General features: G+C 35.3%; 19 protein-coding genes and 1 riboswitch. Of the genes, 4 read left to right on the top strand and 15 right to left on the bottom strand.

What is annotated here, in order from left to right:
• A riboswitch (purine riboswitch) is annotated at positions 1-86 on the bottom strand. This riboswitch is flagged as partial in the annotation.
• Between the two features lie 171 nt (positions 87-257).
• The gene (locus tag AC6F8J_RS09635; protein ID WP_500722912.1) at positions 258-437 is read right to left on the bottom strand and encodes a hypothetical protein; all 180 of its coding nucleotides are present in this window, start codon (positions 435-437) and stop codon (positions 258-260) included.
• Positions 438-634: 197 nt separating this feature from the next.
• On the opposite strand from AC6F8J_RS09635, the gene AC6F8J_RS09630 reads away from it, so the two are divergent.
• The gene (locus AC6F8J_RS09630; RefSeq protein ID WP_500722910.1) at positions 635-1,081 is read left to right on the top strand and encodes a nucleoside-diphosphate kinase; all 447 of its coding nucleotides are present in this window, start codon (positions 635-637) and stop codon (positions 1,079-1,081) included.
• A gap of 138 nt (positions 1,082-1,219) precedes the next feature.
• Positions 1,220-3,706: a CoA-disulfide reductase gene (locus tag AC6F8J_RS09625; RefSeq protein ID WP_500722908.1), complete on the top strand. Its 2,487-nt coding sequence runs from the start codon at positions 1,220-1,222 to the stop codon at positions 3,704-3,706.
• 292 nt (positions 3,707-3,998) lie between these two features.
• Here the strand turns inward: AC6F8J_RS09625 and glgB are convergent, their stop codons facing one another.
• Entirely contained in the window at positions 3,999-6,185 is a 2,187-nt protein-coding gene (gene glgB, locus AC6F8J_RS09620) for a 1,4-alpha-glucan branching protein GlgB (RefSeq protein ID WP_500722907.1), read from the bottom strand.
• A 297-nt stretch (positions 6,186-6,482) separates the two neighbouring features.
• On the opposite strand from glgB, the gene AC6F8J_RS09615 reads away from it, so the two are divergent.
• Positions 6,483-7,655, top strand: a complete 1,173-nt coding sequence (locus AC6F8J_RS09615; protein WP_500722904.1) for an MFS transporter — start codon at positions 6,483-6,485, stop codon at positions 7,653-7,655.
• A 38-nt stretch (positions 7,656-7,693) separates the two neighbouring features.
• Here AC6F8J_RS09615 and argC read toward each other — a convergent pair whose 3' ends face one another.
• From argC to serC, 6 genes are all read right to left on the bottom strand, one after another.
• Positions 7,694-8,647, bottom strand: a complete 954-nt coding sequence (gene argC / locus AC6F8J_RS09610; protein ID WP_500722902.1) for an N-acetyl-gamma-glutamyl-phosphate reductase — start codon at positions 8,645-8,647, stop codon at positions 7,694-7,696.
• Between the two features lie 290 nt (positions 8,648-8,937).
• Positions 8,938-9,957, bottom strand: a complete 1,020-nt coding sequence (hflC, locus tag AC6F8J_RS09605) for an SPFH domain-containing protein (protein ID WP_500722900.1) — start codon at positions 9,955-9,957, stop codon at positions 8,938-8,940.
• Position 9,958: 1 nt separating this feature from the next.
• Positions 9,959-10,894 carry an FtsH protease activity modulator HflK gene (gene hflK, locus AC6F8J_RS09600; RefSeq protein WP_500722898.1) on the bottom strand — a complete coding sequence of 312 codons (936 nt, stop codon included), beginning with the start codon at positions 10,892-10,894 and terminating at the stop codon, positions 9,959-9,961.
• A gap of 525 nt (positions 10,895-11,419) precedes the next feature.
• Positions 11,420-12,664 (bottom strand): DUF1015 family protein, encoded by a 1,245-nt coding sequence (locus tag AC6F8J_RS09595; protein ID WP_500722896.1) that lies wholly within the window; start codon positions 12,662-12,664, stop codon positions 11,420-11,422.
• Positions 12,665-12,766: 102 nt separating this feature from the next.
• Positions 12,767-13,930, bottom strand: a complete 1,164-nt coding sequence (locus tag AC6F8J_RS09590; RefSeq protein WP_500722894.1) for an NAD(P)-dependent oxidoreductase — start codon at positions 13,928-13,930, stop codon at positions 12,767-12,769.
• 17 nt (positions 13,931-13,947) lie between these two features.
• On the bottom strand, positions 13,948-15,030 hold the full coding sequence (serC, locus tag AC6F8J_RS09585; protein WP_500722892.1) for a 3-phosphoserine/phosphohydroxythreonine transaminase: 1,083 nt from the start codon (positions 15,028-15,030) through the stop codon (positions 13,948-13,950).
• Positions 15,031-15,452: 422 nt separating this feature from the next.
• Between serC and AC6F8J_RS09580 the strand changes: the two genes are divergently transcribed.
• Positions 15,453-15,878, top strand: coding sequence for a hypothetical protein (locus tag AC6F8J_RS09580; protein ID WP_500722890.1), 426 nt, complete (start codon positions 15,453-15,455; stop codon positions 15,876-15,878).
• A gap of 5 nt (positions 15,879-15,883) precedes the next feature.
• On the opposite strand, the gene AC6F8J_RS09575 is transcribed toward AC6F8J_RS09580, so the two are convergent.
• From AC6F8J_RS09575 to AC6F8J_RS09545, 7 genes are all read right to left on the bottom strand, one after another.
• Positions 15,884-16,729, bottom strand: a complete 846-nt coding sequence (locus AC6F8J_RS09575; RefSeq protein WP_500722888.1) for a DUF1751 domain-containing protein — start codon at positions 16,727-16,729, stop codon at positions 15,884-15,886.
• A gap of 173 nt (positions 16,730-16,902) precedes the next feature.
• On the bottom strand, positions 16,903-17,814 hold the full coding sequence (locus AC6F8J_RS09570) for a D-alanine--D-alanine ligase (protein WP_500722886.1): 912 nt from the start codon (positions 17,812-17,814) through the stop codon (positions 16,903-16,905).
• A 26-nt stretch (positions 17,815-17,840) separates the two neighbouring features.
• Entirely contained in the window at positions 17,841-18,716 is an 876-nt protein-coding gene (lipA, locus tag AC6F8J_RS09565) for a lipoyl synthase (RefSeq protein ID WP_500722884.1), read from the bottom strand.
• A 12-nt stretch (positions 18,717-18,728) separates the two neighbouring features.
• Complete coding sequence (gene lplA / locus AC6F8J_RS09560) at positions 18,729-19,712, bottom strand: lipoate--protein ligase (protein WP_500722882.1); 984 nt, start codon at positions 19,710-19,712, stop codon at positions 18,729-18,731.
• 27 nt (positions 19,713-19,739) lie between these two features.
• The gene (locus tag AC6F8J_RS09555; RefSeq protein ID WP_500722880.1) at positions 19,740-24,173 is read right to left on the bottom strand and encodes a coiled-coil domain-containing protein; all 4,434 of its coding nucleotides are present in this window, start codon (positions 24,171-24,173) and stop codon (positions 19,740-19,742) included.
• Entirely contained in the window at positions 24,151-24,897 is a 747-nt protein-coding gene (locus AC6F8J_RS09550) for a DUF6063 family protein (RefSeq protein WP_500722878.1), read from the bottom strand. The genes AC6F8J_RS09555 and AC6F8J_RS09550 overlap by 23 nt, the downstream gene beginning before the upstream one ends.
• Positions 24,890-26,374: a replicative DNA helicase gene (locus AC6F8J_RS09545; RefSeq protein ID WP_500722877.1), complete on the bottom strand. Its 1,485-nt coding sequence runs from the start codon at positions 26,372-26,374 to the stop codon at positions 24,890-24,892. Before AC6F8J_RS09545 ends, AC6F8J_RS09550 begins: the two co-directional genes overlap by 8 nt.
• Positions 26,375-26,604: the final 230 nt, after the last annotated feature.

Raw genomic sequence — 26,604 nt, 5'->3', positions numbered from 1 at the left:
ACTCATAGCTATAACTATTTACGGTAGTTTGTAGAAACTTTCAGCCCATATTGCTGAATTATACGAGTTTTTGCATGTCATTTTTCATTTACATATCCATGTTATTTTATTATAATATTCTTTAAAAGTCAAGCTATATGTAGCTTTAGACATTGTTGGAAGGGCCTTATTAACAACTTAACTTTATAGATGATTCCAAACTCACGTCTAACAAATTGATCTTGTCACTAAGAACATTAACAAGCGGGAAAGTTGAGCTACTTATTAAATGACCAATAACAACGTTTTGGTGATACAATCACTTCTTCTGTTTTCATCTTTTTCATGATCTTATCTACTTCTTTTCGCTCAATGCCTGTACCGTCTGCAACTTTACCGGCATTGACCGGTTCTTCTTGATTTTTAAAAAAATCTAAAACAACTTCATAGTTATCCATCTTTTTCCTCCTTGTAACGATTATTACTTGATAAAAGTTTTTATGTATATTCTTGATTATTCTAACACAATCGTTTTCCAATTGTAAAGTCTCAAATAAAAACCATTTAAGTTTTACGATAACCATCTTTGAATTCATATCTAAAAGTGTTACAATTAAAAAAACAGATACTATGTCAAGAATTAGGAGGCAGGAAGATGAGTTCAAAAACATTTATCATTCTAAAACCGGATGCTCTTGAGAGAGGTCTCGTCGATCAAATTACAGGTCGCTTTTTGAAAGCCGGCTTTCAAATCGAGCACATTCATTATCGTGTTGTCGATTACAGATTAATTAAAGAGCATTATAAAGAAGTCATCATAAGAGAAGGTGAAGGATTTAAGGATTGGTTAAAGACTGCCTTTGTTGGCAAACCAACTATACCAATGATTTTAGGCCATGATTCTGATGATGGCATCACCATAGCAAGAGAACTTATTGGTCATTATCGTCCTGATCGTGCTAAACCCGGTACAATAAGACACGATTATGGTATCCCAGTTTTGGACCCGTCTCTACCCAGTATGAATTTGATTCATGCCAGTGATAGTCAAGATGCCTATAATAAAGAAAAAAACTTATGGTTTAAAGCCACTTTATATTAACGAATACTTCATGCTAAATAAATAGCAAAATAACTTGACAAAATATTCTACTTATAATATTATATTATTATAATATATGATTTATATGATTTATACTTTTTAGTTAAACATTTGTCAATCAAAGAAAAGAGGTAACTTATGAATAAAAAAGTTCTAATTGTTGGCGGTGTTGCCGGCGGTGCAACAACTGCTGCGCGTCTTAGACGCTTGGATGAAAATGTACAAATTATCATTTTTGAAAGAGGTGCTTATATCTCCTATGCCAATTGTGGTTTACCCTACTATATCGGCGGTACCATTAAAGATAGAGATGATCTCATGGTTCAAACACCTGAGGCTATGCAAACACGGTTTAACATTGACATCCGAACTAAAAACGAAGTCATTGCTATCAATCCCGAAAGAAAAACCGTGACCGTTTTGGATATCAAAACGTCCACAAAGTATGAAGAATCCTATGATGAGCTCGTTCTTTCCACCGGTTCCACCCCTATTAAGCCGTCTATTCCCGGCATTAAGAGCAACAATATCTTTTCATTGTGGAACATACCAGACACCGATAGAATCAAATCTTATGTCACTGAACATGATATTCAGAAAGCAACGGTCATAGGCGGCGGCTTTATCGGTATAGAAATGGTTGAAAACCTTCATGATCTTGGTATTGAAGTTACACTTGTCGAAATGGCTGACCAAGTCATGGCACCTCTGGACTTTGAGCTGGCTCAATTGGTTCATAGCCATTTATCTTCTATGGGTGTTCATCTATACTTAAAAAATGGTGTTAAAGACTTCCATTATAATAAAGGCATCACAACGGTTTCCTTACAAGATGGTACCCAGATAGATGCCGACATGGTCATTCTAAGTATTGGTATCTCACCAAATAGTGAACTTGCCAAAGCCGCCGGTTTAGAAGTCAATACAAGAGGTGGTATTGTTGTCGATCAACATCTTCGTACTTCCCAGCCATCCATATATGCTTTAGGTGACGTTATTGAAGTGGATGATTATATCACCAATAATAAAACCATGATTCCTTTGGCCGGACCTGCTAATAAACAAGGTCGTATTGTTGCGGATAACATATGTGGTCGTGACGCCATTTATGAAGGTAGTCAAGGTACCAGTGTGGCTAAAATATTCGACTTAACTGTAGCGACAACAGGTATTAATGAAAAGTCACTCATAGGTGCCGGCAAAAAATACGGACATGATTATATGATGACCATCATACAACCTAAGTCTCATGCCAGTTATTATCCCGGTAGTTTTCCTATGACGCTCAAGGTTATTTTTGATTTGGACGGCAAAATACTAGGTGCACAAAATATTGGAGTTGATGGTATAGAAAAACGCATCGATGTCATAGCAAGTGTTATGCGTTTTGGCGCTACCGTCTATGACTTACAAAGGCTAGAACTTGCTTATGCACCACCTTACTCATCTGCAAAAGATCCTGTTAATATGATTGGGTATGCAGCAGAGAACATACTTAACAAAGACCAGGATGTTTTCTTATGGAGAGATATAGATAAACTTGACCTGAATCAAAATATCTTATTAGATGTTCGTGAAGCTGTTGAAGTTGAACTTGGTGCCATTGATGGTGCTCTACATATTCCAATCAATGATCTACGAGATCAAATGCATATGCTTTCAAAAGATAAAACCATCGTCGTATATTGTGCTGTTGGCTTACGTGGTTACATCGCTTCCAGAATTCTTCAACAAGCCGGTTACAAAGTTAAGAACTTAATCGGTGGTTATAATCTATACAAATATTTTGGAAAAGACTACACCAATCCTAACTGTATCATTGACTTTAAAGATCAACCCTTAAATGATGATGGTGCACCTGAAAAAAATATCAATACAACCGTGACCAGCTCAAAATTAAGTGACGCAATACCCTTGGATGCATGCGGTCTTCAGTGTCCCGGTCCTATCATGAAACTGAATCAATCAATCACCGAACTCACCGATGGGGATATACTTAAGGTTACCGCTACCGATCCGGGATTTATCGTTGATGCAAAGGCTTGGTGCAAAAAAACAGGTAACACTTTTATAAAATCCGATAAAGAAGATAAAATCTATGTTGCATATGTGGCAAAGGGTGGCACAAAATCAAATAAGTCAGGGTCATCTGGTGGAAACGGCAGTACTATGGTTATCTTCAGTGGCGATCTTGATAAAGCCTTAGCCTCTATGATTATCGCCAATGGTGCAGCAGCAATGGGTAAAGATGTTACATTGTTCTTCACCTTCTGGGGTTTAAACATTCTCAGAAAACACGACAAGGTTCCGGTCAAAAAATCACTTATTGATAATATGTTTGGCAAAATGATGCCAAGGGGTACGCATAAATTAAAGCTCAGTAAAATGAACATGGGTGGACTTGGTACTTCGCTTATGCACCATGTTATGTCCTCAAAAAATGTAAATACGATGGATGAACTAATCGCTTCTGCTATGGCTTCCGGCGTTAAGTTTGTGGCTTGTACTATGTCCATGGACATCATGGGCATCAAAGAAGAAGAATTAATTGATGGTGTTGAGTATGGTGGTGTTGCCGCTTACCTTGGAGCTACAGAAGAATCCAACCACAACCTTTTTATATAAAATATGGTTAAAGTGTCAAAACTATATATTTGAACTTTCACATACAATATACAGTTTTGAATGCATCAACACAATCTATATATTGTATGTGAATTTAGTAAACTTAGTTTTGACCTTTAACCATTATATAATTGGTAAACCTTTTTTGTTTTTTTGGACCTTCTTAACTATGGTTAAGGCGTCAAAACTATATAGTTGAACTTTCACCTACCATATGTAGTTATGAATGTATCAACGTAATCTACATATGGTAGGCGAATTTAGTGAAACTTAGTTTTGACCCTTTAACCAACTATCCTTTGTATTTGATTACTGTCATACCAAGTGGTGGTACTTTGATGCTTAATGTCTGATCTCGTTCATCATATCGTTCATCAAAGCTGGTTAACATACCCGTGTTGGTAATACCACTTCCACCATACTTAAAGTCATCCGAATTGAATATCTCTTCATAATAACCTTTATATGGCACCCCAATCTTATGAAGTGTTCTTGGCACAGGCGTAAAGTTCACTACCGCAATGATGGTCTCATCAATTTGATCACTTTTTCTTACTAACGAAATTATACTTGCTGCATAATCCATACAATTAATCCATTCAAAACCTTCGCTGGTAAAATCATCGAACCACAATGCTCTCTCCTCTAAATACAGACGGTTTAAGTCTTTCACATACTGTTGCATTTGCTGATGTTTTTCAAATCCTAACAAATGCCAATCTAGACTCTTGTTTTCACTCCATTCATCAAACTGAGCAAACTCACAGCCCATAAACATCAGTTTTTTACCGGGATGCACGTACATGTATCCATAGGCAGCTCTTAGATTAGCAAATTTTTGCCAATAATCACCAGGCATCTTATTAATCATGGAGCCTTTTCCATGAACAACTTCATCATGTGAAAGTACCAATGCAAAATTTTCAGTAAAAGCATACACCATACTAAATGTTAAATCATTATGATGGTATTGTCTATGAATTGGATCAAATGATAAGTACCGTAAGAAATCATTCATCCAACCCATGTTCCATTTTAGACCAAAACCAAGACCTCCATAATTTGTTGGTCTTGACACGCCTGGCCATGAAGTGGATTCCTCAGCTATCATAAGTAAACCCGGATGGTCTTTATAAAGTATGGAATTAAGATGCTTGAAAAAATCAATAGCGTCATAATTTTCTCTACCGCCATGGGGATTAGGAACCCATTCACCATAATCCTTTCCATAATCAAGGTATAGCATGGAAGCAACGGCATCTACTCTTAATCCGTCAATATGATATTCATTTATCCAATAAAATGCATTGGCAATTAAAAAGTTATTAACTTCATTTCGTCCATAGTTAAAAATCATAGTCCCCCAGTGTGGATGCTCACCTTTTCTGGGGTCTTCATGCTCATATAAAGCTGTTCCATCGAAATTCACTAAACCATGAGCATCTTTAGGGAAATGTGCCGGTACCCAATCTAATAAGACACCAATATCATTCTGATGACATCGATCCACAAAGTACATAAAGTCCTTGGGTGTTCCGAATCTGGAGGTGGGGGCGAAATACCCTGTCACCTGATATCCCCATGAACCATCGAATGGATGCTCTGCTATCGGCATTAATTCAATATGCGTATAACCCATTTCTTTTACATAACTAATTAAGTCTTCTGCTATATCTCTGTAATTCATATAGCCTGGCTCGCCTTCTGACTTTTTCCACGATCCAAGATGCACCTCATAAATCGCAATGGGCTGATTTAGGACATCCTTAGACATCATACGCTCTTTGTATTCACCATCCTGCCATTCATAACCTTCTAAGTTTGTCACCACGGATGCAGTATTAGGACGAAACTCAGCATAGTTCGCATAAGGATCTGATTTTTCCAGTATATAATTATCTTGTGTTTTTATTTCAAATTTATACTTTTCATTTTCCAGCAAACCGGGAATGAATATTTCATATATACCTGTATTATTTACACTTCTAAGTGGGTATACACGACCATCCCAACCACAAAAATCTCCAATAACACTCACTCTTTTAGCATTTGGAGCCCATACAGCAAAATGTACACCTGATATACCATTGATGGTCATAAGATGTGCGCCTAATTTTTTGTATATCTCATAATGGGTTCCATTACCAAATAAGTACATATCTAATTCTTGAATTACAGGTTCGAAAGCATAAGCATCGTAGGTTTCCCATTCATATCCTGAGCCTTCAACTATTTTTAACTTATAGTCGATCGGTTGATCCCCTACAACCGCCGTGAAGATTCCGTTATCTTTGATATTTGACATTTTTATTTGTTTATGATGGGTTAAATCAAGAACCTCCATTTTAAATGCGGATGGTTTATAAGCATTAATGTAATAAATACCATCTTGCTGATGCATTCCCAAAAAATGATGGGGGTCTCTATGATCTGTTCCCAGTATTTCCGACATTTCTATCTCATTTATATATTTCTCCATATTGAACACCCTTTTCCTTTATTTGTCTTTTATCAAGCGGTATCATCTTCCCTTTACGAATTACAACTCTAGTAACAGTTTATCACTATACCCTAGTATTGACAAGGCATACACCATAGTTTTACATAATAATTTATGCGGTTAACCTATCTCTTACATTGGATGAAAATTTTTTTGTTTCAATATCACTTTTACTAAAAATATACTTGCAACTTAGTCTTAGTAGTTATATGATGTATGTTGTCTTAATGCATTTTGAATAATAGCATATCTTATAGTGCAAAGAAAGGATTGATCATGCATACTCATAGAATTCAAATCAATTTCACCATTATTCAATTTTTATTGTGGTTTTCCTGGGGAACTTTTGGTCTTTTTTATATTGCTTACCTTGAAGATTTGGGATACAGTAGTAAACTTATTGCACTCACTATTATACTATCTACGATTTTCGGTGTTTTGGGCCAATATGTGCTTGGATACATCAGTGATAAAACTTCAAAAATTAAGTATGTATTTTTAGGAGCCTTATTCATGTTAATTCTTTTTGTCATCGGTTTTGGGTTTGCTGCAAAGCATTTGTTCCCAATGATTATGATGATGTCCCTCATCGGCTTTGTTTGGTTGCCCCTTGAATCCCTTCTTGACAGCTGGATTCTGTCTACCAAGGGACTGGATTCAAGCCTATATGGATTTATGCGCGCAGGAGCTTCTTTCGGATTTGCTATTATGACCCTATTCTTTGGTGGCTTTGTTATAAAATATGGCTATGATGTTATCGTTTATGCTTATGTCATTACAGCTGGTCTTCTTTGGATTATGGCCTTTTTCACTAAGACGGACACCATCAAAGAACCTCATACAAACGAAAAAATATATGTAAAATCTTTACTTAAAAATAAAGCTTATATGGCCATTTTAGTCTACAGTATGTTGTTGTTTATCACCCATATGGGTGTTAATAATTTCTATATCTATATCTTTAAGAATATTGGCGGTAACGCCTCACATATTGGTATTTCTGCAGCATTTGCTGCTTTTACAGAAATTATTGGATTTATCTTTGCTCGTAAAATCATTTCTAAGATTGCACCTCTAAAAATCTTTTTTATTGTTGGCTTTATTACTTTCTTAAGGGTGTATTTACTCACCATTGCTATCACACCCATTCAAGCCATACTAACAGCTATTTTACAAGGAATTGGATTTAGTCTGTTTTTAGCGTCCTTCAAACTCTATGTGGTTAAGATCACACCAACCCGACTTTTAGCAAGTGCTCAGACCATTGCTGCCGGTGCCACTTTTGGTCTTTCTTCTATTGTCGCTAGTCTTTTAGGTGGTTTTTTAATTGACGATTATGGAATAGAGCGTTTCTATGACATTATGAACTTGATTGCATTTATTGCTCTTGTTTACATTGGTTTACTCTTAATGAATGATTTCAAAAAAAGAAAAAGTCTAACTCCGTAGACTCTTCCAAATAGTATATGCTATATTAAAGTGTAAGGCTATATTAAATGCGTCCATTCATCAAGACCCAACATAATGTTCATATTCTGCAGGGCAGCACCTGAGGCACCTTTGCCTAAGTTATCCAGTCTCGACATAAGGACCATGGTCCCCTTCTCTTCGTTACTAAACACAAATAAGTCACAATAGTTTGTGTCATTAGAACCGGTCACATCAAAACCACCTTCAAATAAATTATCTTTCAAATCATAAGGATTAACCCTAATAAAATAGGCGTTTTTATAGTAGTCAGCTAAGAATTGTTGAATCTCTCTTCCTGTTTTTTTTATTTTCATTAGAGACATTTTTATTGGAATGGTTGCTACCAGACCTTTATAAAAGTTGCCTACAATTGGATTAAATAAAGGTTCTTCACTTAAACCGGTCTGGATTTTCATTTCAGGAAGATGTTTGTGATCTAGACCAAGTCCATAATGTCTAGGCCCTCTGAGATAGGGATTGGATTCACTAGAATCCTCGTACTTTGAAATAAGTTCTTTTCCGCCCCCACTATAACCCGTCAGTGTGTGAAATGTGATGGGGTAATCGTTTCCCAATATTCCAGCTTTGACCAAAGGATATACAGCCAATGCAAATGCTGATGCATGACATCCGGGATTGGCTACTCTTGATGATGACATGATTCTATTCCTATGGTCCTTAGATAACTCCGGAATACCATACGCCCAATCTTTATGAGTTCTATGAGCTGTACTTGCATCAATGACTTTCGTATTTGGATTATCAATCAAAGCAACGGATTCTTTAGCCGCTTGGTCCGGCAAGCAAAGAAAAACAATATCCGCTGCATTGAGGAACTTCTTTTTTTCATTCAAGTTCTTTTTTTGATGTTCATCAATTTTGAGGATTTCTATTTGACCGTAATGACTCAGTCTTTCATGAATAAGAAGACCGGTTGTACCTGTTAAACCATCTACAAATATTTTTTTCATTATATTTCCTTTCAACCTCTTTGTATATTATACTTTATTTGTTTATAATTATACATCCTCGGTTGCCAAAGAACAACCTTATTCTATAATTTCTCATATATTTTTGATTCGTTGGACTTGGAGAGAACAAGAAAAGAAGCTTCGCTTCGTTATGAGCTCTGCTCAAATTTCTGAACCGTTCGAAAGGAAAGGACCTTGACGCATTCAGCTATGTTTTAAAGCTGAATGCTAGAGTATGACTTTCCTAGAGAAGAACAAAGAGGCTCAAATGATGAGAGCCTCTTAATTATTTATTGTCCGCCTGAAAAATACTCCAGATAACTGTTGTTGCGATCTAAGTAAATAACCGTGTCCGCATCTATGACCCTTTCATAGGACCGCAACGTTCTCCAAAATTCATAAAACTCCGGATCTTTACTAAACCCACTGGCGTAGATTTCTAAAGCTTCTGAATCTGCTAGACCTTTAATGGTTTCTGTTTCCTGAATGGCACCTGCATTGATCTCGGCAACATTTCTATCTGTATCTGCCACTGTGTTCTGATAGAACTCAAGCCCTTCCGAACGAATTTGCTGAGCAATCGCCGCTCTTTCTTGTACCATCTTTTCATATGTGGATGCTATGTTTGACGGTGGTAGTATTGTTCTATAGACATCAATATCGATGAGCATAATACCTTGGTTCGCCAAATTCACATTCAGTTCCTGTCTTGCCGATTCAAGTATGTCATATAAAGCATCTTTATTGGCAAGGAAGTCTAAGCTATTAAGTCGGTTAATACGGTCAATGACCACCGCATAAGTTATTTCATCTATTTTCGAATTAGCCCTTGTTACCGTACCTAGTGATGTTCTAAATATACCCGGATGGGTTATACGCCACTGAGCATACATATTTATGTCATACTTAATCTTATCTTGGGTGTTGATGTTGGCCGTGTTAGAAAAATAAGTTAAAAGCTTACTTGTATTTTTTTCTACTGTTGTTATAAAAGGAATCTTAAATTTCAGACCTTTTTGATTGTCGATTATTACGTCTTTAAACCTGGGGTCTAAATCATTTTGTAGCTGTGCCTCAATATTAGTCTCATCTACAACAATACGTGTTATTTCTCCAAATTGTCTAACGGTTGCCACTTCATCTTCTCTTACAATGTAAAAGCTATTGCTTAAGAAAATAATGGCTAGAATAACAACAACACCTAAAATGCCATAACGCATATTTTTTTTCATTTCTTTTTTGGCACGTTCCATATTTTTATCAAATTCTGCTTTCGCATTGAATTGAGGTTCGTTTTGATTAAGATCCATATTATTCGCCTCCTCTCACATCTAAAGGTAAGAACTTAAGTACATTATCGTTATCCAGATCAATCACAAATTTCTGATCTACTGAAGAAAGCACTTTTTCCATGGTTTCTATATATAGTCTTGTTCTGGTGATGTCTTTTGCTACAGCATAACGCTCATAAACCTGATTAAAATTTTCTACATCTCCCCGTGCTTGAGCCACTTTTTCAGCCTTATAAGCTTCAGCACCTTGAATCATCTGATAAGCATCTGCTCTTGCTTTTGGTAACATTTCATTAGAATAACGGGTCGCTTGGCTTCGTAATGCATCTTTTTCATTACTCGCTATATTGACATCATCATAGGCAAATTGAACATCTTTTGGCAACAGAACATCTGTCAAGCGAACTTCCGTAATGGTGATACCTACATTATAACTGTTAATCTTCCGAGCTAGGTCCGGCATGATCTCCTGTGCAATACTGTCCTTGTTAATAAGTGCCTCATCCAATAGTTGGTTCTGAATGTTACTTCTTAAAACACTCTCAAAAGCCAATCTAACAGTGCCTTCTACATCATCAACCTCATAAATATAGGCTGCCGGATCTGTGATTCTGTATTGAATAACCGCGCCAAGATCAATTAAATAAGAACCGCTGGTTAAAACAATAGACTCATTTTCAACGTTCCTATATGTAGCTGCGTCTGTGGTCGTTGGTGCTGTTTCTGATCGGTAACCATATTGAAGAGAGTTAATTTCATTGGTGTTGACGATATATAGATTGTCGATTAAAGGCACCTTAAAATTAAGACCCGCCTTTGTTTCAACACGATGAAGCTTACCCAGTCTCTCAACTACCGCTGCTTCTGCATTATCAAGCATATAAACACTAGTTACTAGAACCATAGCAACAATGACCACCGCTATAATAGCTAGTATGATTTTACTCGTTTTCATATAATCCTCCTTTTATATTTCTTACTTTCTGTTGTGGTTATACTGATTTTTCATGAAATGCTTCATTTTCATCAGTACAGATATAGTATATCACACTTACATAATAAGGTAAATATAATTTACTCATATCTTGTATCATAAGAAAATTCTTCACTCAGAAAATACTTTCTCATTATCTTACTAACTATACCATAAATAGTGGTTTCTTTTATTAAAATACAATAAAAAAAAGAAACCTTTTTATTATTGGTTAAGGTGTCAAAACTATATAGTTGAACTTTTGCATACAATATATAGTTATGAATGCATCAACGTAATCTATATATTGTATGTGAATTTAGTGAAACTTAGTTTTGACCCTTTAACCATTATTCTTTTATAAAAGGTTCCTTGATGATTAAATAATAAGCAATCGTGTCAAAATTATGGAGTTGAACTATCACTTAAAACATATGGTTATTAATGTATCAAAGCAAACAATATGTCGTATACTTTTTAGCAAAACTTAGCTTGACACTTTAATCATTATTCTAATAAATGTATAAATAATCCACTTCTAAGTTTCGGCTCAAACCATGTCGATTTGGGCGGCATTAACTGATCGGCATCTGCTATTGCCATTAATTCTTCTATACTTGTGGGATACATAGCAAAACCAATTTTCATGTCCGATTTGGTCCTTCGTGTAAGCTCTTCTAGACCTCTTATGCCCCCAACAAAATCAATACGCTGATCGATACGTGGATCTCCTATTCCTAGTACCTTAGAAAGAAGGTTTAACTGTAGTATCGATACATCTAGGCTTAATACCGGATCCTTATGATTGTAGCTGTTCTCTTTGGCTTTTAGTAGATACCATATATCATCTAGAATCATGGCAAACATAGCCTTTTCCCTTGGCCTAATAGGCTCTTTACTGGTTTCAACAATCTCGAACTGCTTCTTAATTGCTTCAAAAAATTCAGATTCCGTTAAGCCATTAAGGTCTTTCACCACTCGATTATAATCCATAATACATAGTTGATCATCTGGAAATGATACAGACAAGAAATAATTAAAGGCTTCATCCCCTGTATAGCCCGGATTGGCTTCTCTTCGCATTTGAGCGACTTTCACAGCCGATGCAGCTCGATGATGCCCATCTGCTATGTAGAGTGTCTCAATAGCCTCAAACGCTTCCACAAGAGATATTATGGTTAATTCGTCATCTACAGACCACACTCTATGTACAATACCGTCTTCTGCCACGAAATCGTATATTGGTTTATTATGGGATTTCCATGCTTCAACCAATGCATTAATCACAACATTCGATTTGTAAGTCAAAAAAATCGGACCTGTGTTTGCATTACAATAATCCACATGATGGATTCGGTCCGTTTCCTTGTCTGCTCGGGTCTTCTCATGCTTCTTAATTTTATTATCCAGATACTCATCAACGGATGTACAACTAACAATACCAATTTGGCTACGATCATTCATAACCAGTTCATACAAATATAAGGTCTTTTTATCATCTTGAAGAAAAGTTCCGTCTTCAATCCATGCATGCAAAACATCGTGGGCTTTCTTATAGATTTGCTCACTATGACTATCTACAGATTCATCAAAAAAGGTTTCTGCACGATCAATTGCCAAAAAAGAACGAGGATTTTTTTCTACAATCATTCTGGCTTCTTTGGAATTATAAACATCATATGGCAAAGCCGCTACTTCCTTCACGAAGTCTATGGCAGGTCTAACCGCCATAAATGGTTTAATAATTGACATATTCTGCCTCCTTTTCTTTCCTTGTTTATTTTAGAAAGGGCCAGATCATTTCTAATCTAGCCCTTTATGTTTTATAGTATATAGTTTTGACGCTTTAACCATTTATTTAATTATTCTAACTTTTACAATGCCGTCAATCTTCCCAAGGGCTTTGACGATTTCTTTTGTTGCTTCATTTTCAATGTCCAGCATGGTATATGCCCAATCTCCGCGACTCTTGTTGATCATATCTGCAATATTAATATTATGATCAGCTAATATACTTGTGATCTGACTAACCATATTGGGGATATTCTTATGGTTAACAGCAATCCTGCTGGTAACCGGGCAAACACCCATATCGCAATCTGGATAATTCACTGAATTGATGATATTTCCATTTTCAAGGTATTCCATGACTTGACTAACCGCCATAATAGCGCAGTTGGTCTCTGATTCCGGCGTTGAAGCTCCAAGATGTGGTATTGCAATGACATTTTTCATTTTGATACTATGCGCATTGGGAAAATCGGTAACATAATTACTAACTTTACCGCTTTCTAAGGCTTTTGACATAGCATCATCATCTACCAATTCTGCTCTTGAGAAATTAAGAATCTTCACACCATTTTCCATTAAGGCAATGCTATCCTCACTGATCATACCTTTTGTTGCCTCTACAAGTGGTACATGAACAGATATATAATCTGATTTCGAGTAAATCTCTTCAATTGTTTTAACTGTAGAAACGCTTCTAGATAACTTTAAAGCATGTCCAACGGATAAGAAAGGATCATATCCAATGACTTTCATACCTAAACCACTTGCCGCATTGGCTGTTAAAACACCAATTGCACCCAGTCCGATAATACCTAAAGTTTTTCCTTTTATCTCCGGTCCTGCAAAATTGGATTTACCAGCTTCTACTAATTTAGGAATCTCATCGCCTTCGTCTACCAATGTCTTGGCCCACTCTATAGCACCTACAATATTTCTTGATGCTAATAATAGACCGGCCACTACCAATTCTTTTACGCCATTTGCATTAGCACCTGGCGTATTAAATACGACGATCCCTTTTTCAGCACATTTATCAACCGGTACATTGTTGGTTCCGGCACCGGCTCTAGCAATAGCTTGTAGCTTCGTATCCAGTGGGTAATCATGCATCTTAAAGCTTCTCAAAACAATTGCATCTACATCGCCTTCTTCAACAATTTGGTATTCACTTGTAAAAAAATCTAATCCTTCTTGATCTATTTTATTTAAAGTCTTAATATTATACATCTAATCCTCCTATGAACCTATTTGTGTGTTGCTTCAAATTCTTTCATGAAATCCACGAGAGCTTGTACACCTGCAACAGGCATAGCGTTATAAATACTAGCCCGCATTCCACCTACACTTCTGTGCCCCTTTAGATTAACAAAGCCATTTTTCTCTGCTTCCTTAATAAAAATTGCATCCAATTCCTTTGAAGGAGTCAGAAATGGTATGTTCATAAGTGAACGATCTTCTTTAACAACTGTTCCTTTGAAAAAATCGCTGCTATCTAATAAATTATAAATCATTGATGCCTTAAGGTTGTTTGTTTTTTCTATGGCCTTAATACCACCTAATTCTATAAGCCATTTGAATACCAGTCCAGCCATATAAATACTATATGTAGGTGGTGTGTTATACATTGAACCATTCTCAGCATGAACACTATATTGAAGCATAGATGGTACTGAAGCTTCCGCTTTTCCAATTAAATCTTCCCGTATAATGACGACGGTTACACCTGCCGGTCCCATATTCTTTTGAGCACCTGCATAAATAAGACCAAACTTACTAACATCTATTACTTCTGATAATATATTGGAAGACATATCTGCTACCAATGGCACATCACCTGTGTCCGGCAGATTCTTAAATACTGTTCCATAGATGGTGTTGTTGGTTGTAATGTGAAAGTAATCAGCATCCTTAGTAAAAGTACTTGGGTCCAGTTTAGGAATATAGTTGAAAGTTGCTTCTTCTGAAGAGGCCAATACATTAACTTGACCAAATTTTTTCGCTTCTGAAATGGCCTTTTTTGACCATGCGCCTGTATTAACAAAGTCTGCTTTTTTTGAATTGACCATGAGATTTAGTGGCACCATGGCAAATTGAGTGGATGCGCCACCTTGAAGAAACAACACTTTATAATTATCTGGAATATTCATGAGTTGACGCAAAGAGGCTTCTGCTTCACTTACAATATTTTCATATACGGACGATCTATGGCTCATCTCCATTACGGACATGCCTGAATCCTCATAGTTCAACATTTCTGATGCGGCTTGTTCTAAAACTTCTTCTGGTAATACGGATGGACCTGCTGAAAAATTATATAGTCTTTCCACGTTTCTCACTCCTATTTCTAAAAATCTACATCAACTTAAGTTACGATAATAATTTAACAGAGTCACAGCTTCATTTCACCGTGTTAAATCATTAAATATATAATATAACAAGATATATTTTTAGTCAACTAAAAAAATCGATGTATCTGTATCGTATGTCTTTGATTCGTGGTCATAAGTAGTTGTCTTGCTTACATCAATCGTTAATATGTTGTCATATTAAGTGTTTTTATTTAATATATCACTGGATTTTATATAAAAATACGTTTGCTTTAAATCTCATTTTATTATTGTCCAGCATAAAACATCACCATTCTTTTTCAATAATTTCCTCTTTAACCATTCATTTTTTTAGAAATATGTTATAATTTTCTTGAGATCTCTATATTAAGTTTTAAGAAATAAATGATAGGAGAAATAATATGCTTTTGGATGAAACGATGCAATTGATTGAGGAACTAAAGTCTTCAAAAGATTTATTCGCTTACTTAAAAAAATATGATTTAAGCAGCGCCAACATGTCATTTGTAGATTACTTAAATACGCTTTTTGACCAGTCAAACAAAAAAAAATCAGATATTATCCGCTCAATGAATATGACAAGATCCTATGCTTATGAGATTTTTTCAGGTTCCAAAAAACCATCCCGTGATAAAACACTGATGCTCAGTTATGGATTGTCTCTAGATTACGAAGCTACTCAGAGACTTTTAACCTTAGCAAAACATAATCCCCTTCATCCAAAGGACAAAAGGGATTCAATTATTATATATACGATTTACAATAAAATGAACCTTATTCACGCCAATATGCTACTCTTAGAATGCAACGAAACCGTACTTGCTTAAGTCCATCATTCTTCCTTTACATGGGTATGGCTTAATATGTGTTCCGTACAATACTCATGTCTGCCTTCACATTTTGAACAATATCTAAATTCAAGACTCGAATCATCCACTTCTGTTCTATTACAAACTTCACAGCAATGAAAAGCCACTTGAATAATCTCACCTTGTTTTGCCTTTGATTTTGCTTTTGGTGTTGGTTTGTTTGCTTGTCGGTATTGCTGTTTTCGATACGTTTGCTTACTTTTGCTAATCAAAGACGGTCCAAAAAACAAAATAAAATTGAGTACACCTGCGAAAATAATGATTTTATGAGGTATGGGACTTACTAAAAACTCCCATAATAATAGTCCACCGAATATATAACCGATGTACTTCATTTTGACAGGTAGAATAAAGTATATCCGAACTTCAAAATTAGGAATAATGGCTGCAAGTGCAAAAAGCATGGTCATATTAAGATAGTAATTCGTCAAAGGGATTGCAATCATACCGCCATATAAGGCTTCGACAATAATACCTGCAATAATAGTCCCTACTGTACCCACTAAATAATAAACATTAAAGCGGAAGGAACCCCAGTATTGTTCAATGGTTCTACCCGCAAACAAAAAGAACAGTAAAGAAAAAATAATCCATAATAAACTACTGGTTCTAGGTAAAAAAATAAATGTAAAAATACGCCAAACTTGTCCCTCCATCACAAGCTTCGGTGAAAAAGCCAATACATTATAAATTGAAGGGTTTATAAGCCCAAATACAAAAACAAGCGCCATACCACCAACAACATACTGAATCAAATTAGGAATTGCATATCTGTGATACTTTTTTTCCAGTCGATCTAACCACTTCATGTCATCACTCCAAGTCTTATTAATTATCTAATCAACTTTCCATAAATCTATAAGTTGAATAATCCGTTTAAATTGTTACAAACTTCTTTACTCATTTTGCAATGTTTTTTGTATTTTATGCTTATGAATTTTATAGTAATTAATTATACCATCTTCAGTTGCTTTTTTCCATTTTAATTACTCGGATAATCTGTCAATGATGACTCGATAATCTGATTTAAGACTTCTTCATAACTAAGTCCCATAGCCATAGCGCTTTTAGGTAAATGACTAAATCTTGTCATCCCCGGTAAAGTATTAATTTCTATGACATATATCTGTCCTTCTTGAATCATTAAGTCGATACGGGCATAGGTTTTTAATTTGAATAAAAACCAACATAGACTTGCTATTGACTTTATTTCATTTATTATTTCTTCATCTAAGATTGCAAGCTTCTGTATGTTATCATTTTCAGAATATTTGGCCGTATAATCATAAAAGGTCATGTTTGGCTGAACACTTAATACAGGAATAATCTCACCTTTTATCATGCTACAAGTGATTTCCTGACCTTTTATCCACTCTTCCACAATCACTTCATCATCATATATAAAGCTATCTGCAAGCAAGGCATCTATTTCTTCATAGGTATTGGCAATATGAATACCTATGCTGGATCCACCTTGATTGGGTTTTATAATCACTGGCAATGATAGGCCATAGAACAAGTCAACACTCATGGGATAATCTTTTTTTACCATTATCCATTTTGGCGTCTTTACACCATGGCTTTCCATAATAAGCTTGCTGATATTCTTATCTAAGCATATGGCACTTGAGGCAATGCCACTTCCAGAATATGGTATTTCTAAAGCTTCTAACAGAGCCTGCACCTTACCATCCTCACCATTTTTCCCATGTAAAGCCAAAAGGGCAAAATCTATTTTTCCATACCACTTCAAAATATCTTTAGGCTTCTCAATCACCACTTCAATCACATCATATTTATTCTTATTTAAGTGTTTGACAAACTCTGCGCCGGTAAGCATTGAAACTTGTTGTTCACAGGAGTCACCACCCATAACCACACCTACTCTTAACATCCCAAATTCCTCTCTTTCTCCACCTACTACTTATCCCTACCAGCAGATGACAACATTTGTTCGTACAAGTCTTTAGCATAATAGGAACTTCTAACTAATGGTGCTGATGCTACTCCGATGATTCCGATGGATTTTGCATACGTAGCCAAAAGCTCAAAAACTTGAGGCGTAATATACTCAGTCATTTTAATATGATCCGATGACGGTTGGAGGTATTGCCCTATGGTCAAGCAATCTACACCTGCTTTTTTTAGATCAGATATGACGGCCTTAGCCTCATCTATAGTTTCTCCTAACCCTAACATAAGACCAGATTTTGTCAATATGTTTGAGTTTTTTTTCTTAATGTAGCTTAGAACATTAAGGCTGCGCTTATAATCCGCCTCTGGTCTTACCGTCTTATACAGCCTTGGCACTGTTTCCACGTTATGGTTGATGACTGCAGGTTCTGCCTCAATAACCAAATCAATGGCTTTAATATCATACTGCATATCTGGAATCAATACTTCTACAATCGTCTTATTTGAAACTTTTTTTATAGCATTAATCGTGCTTACAAACAAGGATGCACCCTGATCTGGTAAATCATCTCTGGTCACAGATGTTATGACCGCATGAACCAATCCCAAGTCCTTAACAGCCTGTGCCACCCTAGTCGGTTCAAGTAAGTCAGGCTCTTTTAAAATACCTTGTGTTATATTACAAAACCTGCAGTTACGTGTACATTGGTTACCTAATATCATAAACGTTGCTGTTTTTTTACTATAACAATCCACCCTATTAGGGCAATTGGCTTCTTCACAAACTGTTGTCAGCTTATAAGCTTTAATAATCTCATTGACTGAATTGTATTTAATTGTATCACTTAAGCGTACTCTTAACCATGCCGGTTTTCTCTCCATACCCATCTCCTATCATTGGCAAATGACGCTTACCAACTCTTCAACTTCAATCTTTCCCATATAGGGATATAAATCAATGTGTTCAAGTACTTCTGTTAATGCCTGTTTATCATGTTTTACACCAAACAAAATTGATTCAATGTTCTCGATAGGTTCATAACCAAAAAAATCACCTTGAATGGAAATCTCCCCAATTAGACCTTTATTTACATTCAATCCTATTTCTATTAAGCCGCCACTGAATTTTTGACAATGCCTATAGCTGTATTTTGGAGATTTTCCAAAATTCCAATCCCACGTCTCGTACTTAGATTGAACCAGATTTATAATGCCTTCATGATCTTCTTTAGAAATTGGATAATACGTAAATCCCTCGAAATTTTTAGCTATAAAGTCATATAACCCTTGTTTGAATTCTAAAATGGTCAAAGGTCCTTGACTCAAATAATTGCTGATATTTGTCACTCTAGATGCTACTGATTTAATGGCTTTATCTTGAAATTTCTCTTTTCTAGGAGTCAAAGCTTTGGTCAACTCTGATAATGAAGAATCAAATAGTAAAGTACCATGATGAACCACTTTGTTTTTTATTCTATATTGTGCGTTACCGGAGATTTTTTTTCCTTCAATGATCATATCATTTCTACCCGAGAACACAGCAGCCACGCCCAAAAATCTCAAATATTTTAATATTGGCTTTGTGAACTTTTCAAAGTCCGTATAATCAGAAGGTTTGCTTTCAATGAAGGTATAGTTCATATTACCTCGGTCACAAAAGACTGTTCCACCACCCGACATACGTCTTACGACAGGTATTTTATTGGCTTCTACATATTCAACATTAATTTCCGAATAAGTATTCTGATGCTTTCCAATTAAGATTGAGGGTACACTTGTCCACATCATAAACATATCCTCATCATAATGGGTCGCCATATATTCTTCACAAGCCAGGTTATAGTAAGCTGATGTGTTGTCATTTAGTATTAATCGCATTTTTATTGCCTCCTATCTTCAATGGGTCTAAATACTTTCAAACAAATTCAACTGTTCTATTTCCTGCATACGCATAATGGTCATCGGTGCATGCTCTCGTAAATAAGCATAGTTAATTATGCGTTCATTGGTCATGATTTGCTTGTTTGTAGCCTTGGCTTCTCTCAACTTACAGCTGTAGACCACCGGAAAATATTCACTAATGAATTTACCCTCTGCATGGGCTGTTAATGCAATAATCTGAAAACCGAGCTTCTCAGCAATCATGAATACAGGTTTTAAGACATGGTCACTGGAAGCTTTTCCAAAAGGATTATCCAAAATAACGGCTCTTTGTTTCTTCTGATGAACATCCAGATGTTGTTTCTTCTCTGCCATGTAATTTAACAGGCTTAAAAAAAGTGTCATGTTTTTGCTCCACTTCTCGCCACCGGACCATTTATTCGTACTTTCCCATACCATAGGTACTTTATTGATTTGCATATCATTTGTCACTTTTCGACATTTGATTTTAATCGTATTTTCTTTCATAATGACCTGTAAGAGATTCTTAACACTTAGTCTTTCTTCTATGGATTTTCTAAGCAGAACTTCGTCATGTTCCCCTTGTTCACTTTCTTTTTCATAAGCTTCTATGGTTTCATTAATATAAGTTCTTAGCATATTTTTTCCTTCATCATCTTCCCACTTAGGGATATCAAAAACAAAAATCTGTTTGTAACCTTCACCCACTTTAATTCTTGTTTTATTTTGTATATCCCCAAGTTCCGTAGATACATGACGAACATACATCAATAAATGTGATAAAAATGTTTGAAGTTCTATATCACTCTCTCTCTTATCATCTTCTGCCACTTTTATAATTTTTAGAATGATTTCTGTCATTTTTTCTTGGTAGTGAATAAGCCCATCGTAATCATTCTTACTTTCGAGTCCTTTAATAACCATATCTTTTAGTTTATAGTCGTCAATATGTTTTTGGCAATACTGTTTTAGGTCTTCTTTCTCCTTCCTAACTTGATTTAAAGCCTTTTCTACAATGACACTCTGCCCACCAAGGGCACTCATTAATTGATTGACTTTAAAAATAGCATCTTGGTCAAATGCTTCAAAATAGTCCAGCTCTAACATTAAAGGTTCAATACAATCCATCATATAATGATATGTACCGTTTTTTACTTGTAATTCTCTAAGGATTTGCTCAAATATGTGGATTTCTTCTTCGATTTTGTTTTTTTGAGTGTTAAGTTTTTTTTCTCTTTCCTTAAGGTTTGAAAACTCCGATTTAAGTTGATTAGGAATAAGATTAAGGGCAATATTAAAAGCATATCTGCATGAATACTCTGAAATAAGATTGTTTAGGGTGATTTCTCTTCGCGTTTTTATTTGACCTAGATTCATTTCCTTAAGATTTAGGTCATTTTTCAATCTAGCCAACACCTTAGAATGTGCTTTCATCTGATTAAATAGATCTTTCAGTTCATCTTCATAGCTAATATCAATCGGTTCAAAATCATATTCCATTTCTCTTCTTTTTTGTTTAAGGGTCTTTTGATACTTTTCCTTCTGTTTTTTCTCATTCATGATACGTTCTTCAAGTACCGTTCTAGAAAGCCCCATACCCGCTAGTTTTTTCTCAAGATAGGCTTTTTGTTCTTTTAATACATCAAAACCAATGTTAGCACAAATGGCTTGAATATCCTGAACCTCAATATAAAGACCATTATCTAATATTTTGTCTTTTTCTCTTGTAAAACTATGGTTTTCTACTTCCAATAGTTTTAGGCATTGATTGTGCTGATCTATGGTTTTCTGATAAACTTCTATTCTACCGAGTAAATCCTCCATGCTTTTGTTAACTTCATCCAGTTGGGTGCCAATATGAACAAAGGCTTCTTCTGCTTCAATCAATTTTTCAACAGTGGACATCTGTTCTTGCTTGCTTTCCATAACTACCTTATGTTGATATATCTCAGCATTAAATATATCTATATGATGCTCGTTGGTTTGTATTTTTTCAATAAGTGCTTCTCGCTCACTTTCAATGGCTCTTTTTTCATTTTCGCCGTCCATAATGTTGTTATTTAGAGCATTGTATGCTTCATAAGGGTATTTATTAAAGAAAGTCATTACAAGATCCAAAAGCTTTTCTTTTTCTTTCAATGATTTTTCTGCATCTTTTCTACTATTTTGGTAGCTGTAAGCTTCACTTAATATGTTTTGTTGCCATATATAGTACTGGTCATGATTTAGATTATTAGACCAGGTTTTTGGGAAAAGGGGTTTAGAAGGATTTTGATCAAATAAGTTATGTTCCTCTTTAATCCACTTATTTAAGTTTTCAATTGTAATTACTAGAATCATTGACGATAATTCATACCCCATTCTATCTATATGTTCGATCACTTTTTTTTCATCTTGTGAAGATGTAATAATGGTGATTGCCCAGTAGGGATACTTATTGTATAATGTTAACTCATCTAATTCTAGAGCATCTTTAATTATTTGAAGATGCTTTGTCCCTAATTCAACAAAATCCGTTTGACTTTTCAAGCTTTTCACTATCCGGGCCAATTGGGGCTCTGCAATAAAATAAGGCGTATTTTCATATATATCTGCTAAATGAAAATAAACACGCTCTTCTCTTAAGGCTTCCTCTTTCTGACTTTCAGCGTATAGCCTTTGTTCTTCCAGTTCACCTAGTATGGTTTCTTCTTTAGCATATATGTTGTTTGATATGAAAAGATTCTTTCCTGTAGCTTCAATGGATTGAATAAGGTACCTCATCTCTGACTGGATATTTCCCTCAGTCTCTTTGTACTTTTCCAGGTCTCGTACAATGGCCTTCAAGACTTCCTCACTCTCAAGTAGTGTCGTTTCATTTTCCTGATTCTTACCGGACAACTCCATAATCTCAGCTTTTTTTTGTAGAAGAACTTTTTCAATATCATGGCAAGTCTTCTTAAGTAAGTTTAAGTATACAGAGGTATCCATTTCTTCCCGCTTATCAAACAGGATCTTTTTTATATCTTCTTTTTGACATAAAGCTATTTCATAACGGGTTTTTATACCACTGCGCATCTCAATCAAATCTTTTTCATAAGACTTTGCATTTTCCAAAGCAACTTTTGTTTTTTCAAGTTGCTCTGATTCCATATTTTTTTCATTACCAATTCTCAATAACTCGCGTTCAATAAGCTCAAGTTCATATGAAAAATAACCTTTTATATGAGCGTTATTCTCATTCATCTGTGACTTGATATCTGATATATCAATATCAGCATCTATGAAATCTAACTCTTTTTCAAGTATCTTTATTTGTGTCTCAGATTGACGTAGATCTCTTTCCGAGTTACTTATTTCTATATTCTGTTTTCTTTTTCCAAGAAAATCATATTCTTTTTGAACACGATCTAATTCATTTTTTATCCCGTCATACTCTTTTTTCATGACTTCAAGCGCTTCTTCTAAGAGAAGCAACTCATAAGTAGTTTTCTTCTGAGCATGATCTTTATATTCTTGTTCTAAACGTAATCGATTGGCTTCGTTATAATTAAGATCATTTTTCTTAGTATCGATTTGATGGGTTATATAATTGGTTAAGGTTCTTGCTTCTCTCTTTATCTCATACGTTGCAAGACGTTCTTCCTCATAATTACCGAAAACATCAACATATGCGTCTAATTTTAGTTTAATTCTCTGGCTTTGTTCGATTTTATCATGGAGAATTCGATTTTTCTTAAAATGCTCTCGTTGTTTTTCAAATGTATCAACAAAAGTGGTTTTATGATCACCTTCAATGGCTTCTTCTACAACAGGTATTAGTAGATTATTTAACAGTTGTTCTGTTGTTTTGCATTTGCTGAAAAATTCATCTACGTTGCCTTCAGCACTATTAATGACTGCCACTTTTCGCCATTCTGAAGGGATAATCTTATATTCTCTTTCGATATGGTTCCCAAAAGCCAAGATAGTAGAAAAAAGCTTGGCGTTCATGGATTGTTTAGTCATTCTTTGATAATAATCATTCATTTCTCCTCGTGTTGCAGGGCGCTTAACTTGATTCTCTATTTCCAATGAAAAAGGCATGTTTTCTATGCTATTTGAGTCTCCCGCTCCATAATCATAAGTATACTTTATGGAGTTGAGCTGATTATTTTCTATGAATAAGGTAGTGGCCGTAGTGGCATAACGTCTGGGCTGTTCATTAAGGATCCATTCTATTGCTATATGAGCCGGAGCTGAATCAAGAGAAAGTGTATCTTTAATCTTTCTTTCTGCCATATCCGTATGGGGAATAATCGCTTGAAGCGCAGTTTGAATAAAAACAGTCTTACCACCACCGTTTTCTAAAAGCATAACACCATTATGTCCGTCAAATTCAAATATTTCATCATTATACCGTTTACTACCGTTTTCATATATGACATTGGTAAACCTAATTTTGGCTATTGCCGGCATCGGTTGTCTCCCCCTGTTCCAGTTGATATATAAACTCCAAAATGCCTTTATTATATTCATATTCCATAAAGTATTTTCGTACGATGGTATGTGCTTTATCTGTAAGACACAACTCATCTTGTCCTATTTCCATGGCGATTTCTTCCTTAATCATAAACTGCTTAACAATCATAATAAAACTCATTCGACTAACCGTTCTAGCTGTATGTCGCCTAACACCTTCCTTTATGTTATCCATAGCTTCCCAATTTGTAAGGATATCCAACCAATTATAAGCGTATTCTTCTTCCAAATCTTTCAATACTTCTTCATCAATATTTCGCAGTGCCATCAAACGTTCATTCAAACTCGAAAGCCATTCTACTGTTGTTAAAAAATCTCTCGTTGGCCTCGCGGTCTGATAGCTATCGTAAAACTCACCAATAAATATAATGATGGCAACATACATAAGATAGATGTCCACATTTAAACTTCTACTGGGAAAATACTGTTTTTTAATTTCATCGTTGGTTATATGAAAAATAGAATTTTTGGTTAGGGGTACCATATAAATATAAGGATCTGCTGAAAGAATTGTGCAATCCACTTCATGAGCAAAGGCCATGAGGGTTCCTCTGACTTCATCATCGGTTTGATATAATTGGGCATTTTCTTTAAGTATTTTCCCCTCAGCATTTAGTACTGCATAGATTTTGAAGGTTTCCATTAACAGTTGGTCATTCATGATCCTCTTTACCTCCTATATTCAACACCATATCTTTCACAGTATAACAGGTCTGCACATCTATATCTTTACCTAATTCCACCACTTCTATAGAATCAAAGTTAGAAAAACACGATTCAAATGCTGGATGAAACAAATCTTCCTCGTTTTCCAGAACTGATTTTATACTTATTGGAGATCTTTGATGTAACATTATCCAGAGATCAAAAAATTCTCTTGTATTAAAATAGGCGTGCTCCCCTTTTTTTAGAATTTCTTCAAGGGTTATTTGGGTTCTGTTGCCATAATCTTTCATCATCTGGGACAAAAGGAATTTATATACTTGCTGCAAAATCAACAGATCTTCCGGTTTATAATCACTTTGAACTTCCATGAATCTATGAATTATCGGCATCTCTTTGTGTTCTACAACTTGTGGTTCAAATACAGTTAATAACGACCATGTACTAAATTTCTTAGTTGTCAAAAAAGGGGTAGCCAAAGCTTTTCCAGTCTCAAATGGTAAAGGTGATGTCATCATTTTTCTTGTGATTTCTTGATCAAAGTTAAAGGAGGTAACACCTGAATAATATAACGATTCACCTGCTGCCTCTATGGCCGTTGTTTTTAGTTCTATGCTCTCGTTAAATAGTGAAGCATGAAGATAATGAACATGTTCAAGTTCATTATCTATTCGAACGATATAATCTAAAGCCTTAGATTCTCTATCTGAACTCATGGTATGACTCGCGTTTAGTCTATTTTTCGTGGCTTTTATAAAAGTACGAAGCTCGTTAAATTCATCATGTTCCTTGGTCAGCCTTCGGTTAATGTCTTCAATAATTTCTTTATAACGCTCATAAGTATCATCTGATATAATATTCCTTTGAACATCATGTTTGATTTTCATCATTTTTTCTTTAATGGTATGGACACTGATGCGCATCTCATCCACTTGTCTAAGGGCGCCTGAAAATTCTCCTTTTTCCAATTGTTTCCTAAGAACCAGTTGACTTATGGAGATTTGGAATTCACTAAAATACTCTTTTGTAGCAAAAATTAGCTCAAGCCCCTCTTCAGCTAGGGCGTAGTATTGTATGTTATTATCCGCATCCCAATGCTCCGCTTTTAAGAGGGCGTACTCAACTTGATCTTGCTCACCGGTTTCATAATTATAGAAAGTTCTTATACGTCTTTTCCCACTTGCTGGACGCATGACTTCCACCAGTTGCTTTGATAAACGTACATAACCATCATCATCCATGACAATATTCTTACTCATCATTTTTTTTAAGAATTCTGCCAACTCTCTAATACCGGTTTTTTGATTACGCATTAACATATTTTCAAAAAAGAAAAGTAACCCAAGAAGACCAACCCCAAAAAAATCAATTGGTCTACCTTGATCATCTTTTTGTAATTTGCTTTCCAATTGATAGAAAACATCAAAAAGCGCAATACGAGCGACTCTATCTCTATAGCCGTTTAACATATTCATATATTCATGCATTTTAATCACTTATAAGCCTTTTTAATTCATCCTTAGAGGTTTTTCCTATGGTATATATGCCTCAGACAAATGACAGCTCATCTCCTCAATGTGATTTTGATTGATCTATAAGATAGGTATTTTATCCATTACTCTACAAAATCATTCACTAACAATTATAACTTATCCTAAAAGTATAGTAAATACCAATCGGGGTTGGTGGCCGTATTCATACAAAC

The sequence above is a fragment of the Petrocella sp. genome (genome assembly GCF_059865615.1).
The sequence above is the reverse complement of the archived record's forward strand: the minus strand, read 5'-3'. Positions and strand labels throughout refer to the sequence as shown.

Coding starts and splice junctions, on each gene's coding strand:
- AC6F8J_RS09635 (WP_500722912.1), bottom strand. CDS start 437: ATGGATAACTATGAAGTTGTTTTAGATTTTTTTAAAAATCAAGAAGAA.
- AC6F8J_RS09630 (WP_500722910.1), top strand. CDS start 635: ATGAGTTCAAAAACATTTATCATTCTAAAACCGGATGCTCTTGAGAGA.
- AC6F8J_RS09625 (WP_500722908.1), top strand. CDS start 1,220: ATGAATAAAAAAGTTCTAATTGTTGGCGGTGTTGCCGGCGGTGCAACA.
- glgB (WP_500722907.1), bottom strand. CDS start 6,185: ATGGAGAAATATATAAATGAGATAGAAATGTCGGAAATACTGGGAACA.
- AC6F8J_RS09615 (WP_500722904.1), top strand. CDS start 6,483: ATGCATACTCATAGAATTCAAATCAATTTCACCATTATTCAATTTTTA.
- argC (WP_500722902.1), bottom strand. CDS start 8,647: ATGAAAAAAATATTTGTAGATGGTTTAACAGGTACAACCGGTCTTCTT.
- hflC (WP_500722900.1), bottom strand. CDS start 9,957: ATGGATCTTAATCAAAACGAACCTCAATTCAATGCGAAAGCAGAATTT.
- hflK (WP_500722898.1), bottom strand. CDS start 10,894: ATGAAAACGAGTAAAATCATACTAGCTATTATAGCGGTGGTCATTGTT.
- AC6F8J_RS09595 (WP_500722896.1), bottom strand. CDS start 12,664: ATGTCAATTATTAAACCATTTATGGCGGTTAGACCTGCCATAGACTTC.
- AC6F8J_RS09590 (WP_500722894.1), bottom strand. CDS start 13,930: ATGTATAATATTAAGACTTTAAATAAAATAGATCAAGAAGGATTAGAT.
- AC6F8J_RS09580 (WP_500722890.1), top strand. CDS start 15,453: ATGCTTTTGGATGAAACGATGCAATTGATTGAGGAACTAAAGTCTTCA.
- AC6F8J_RS09575 (WP_500722888.1), bottom strand. CDS start 16,729: ATGAAGTGGTTAGATCGACTGGAAAAAAAGTATCACAGATATGCAATT.
- AC6F8J_RS09570 (WP_500722886.1), bottom strand. CDS start 17,814: ATGTTAAGAGTAGGTGTGGTTATGGGTGGTGACTCCTGTGAACAACAA.
- lipA (WP_500722884.1), bottom strand. CDS start 18,716: ATGGAGAGAAAACCGGCATGGTTAAGAGTACGCTTAAGTGATACAATT.
- lplA (WP_500722882.1), bottom strand. CDS start 19,712: ATGCGATTAATACTAAATGACAACACATCAGCTTACTATAACCTGGCT.
- AC6F8J_RS09555 (WP_500722880.1), bottom strand. CDS start 24,173: ATGCCGGCAATAGCCAAAATTAGGTTTACCAATGTCATATATGAAAAC.
- AC6F8J_RS09550 (WP_500722878.1), bottom strand. CDS start 24,897: ATGAATGACCAACTGTTAATGGAAACCTTCAAAATCTATGCAGTACTA.
- AC6F8J_RS09545 (WP_500722877.1), bottom strand. CDS start 26,374: ATGAATATGTTAAACGGCTATAGAGATAGAGTCGCTCGTATTGCGCTT.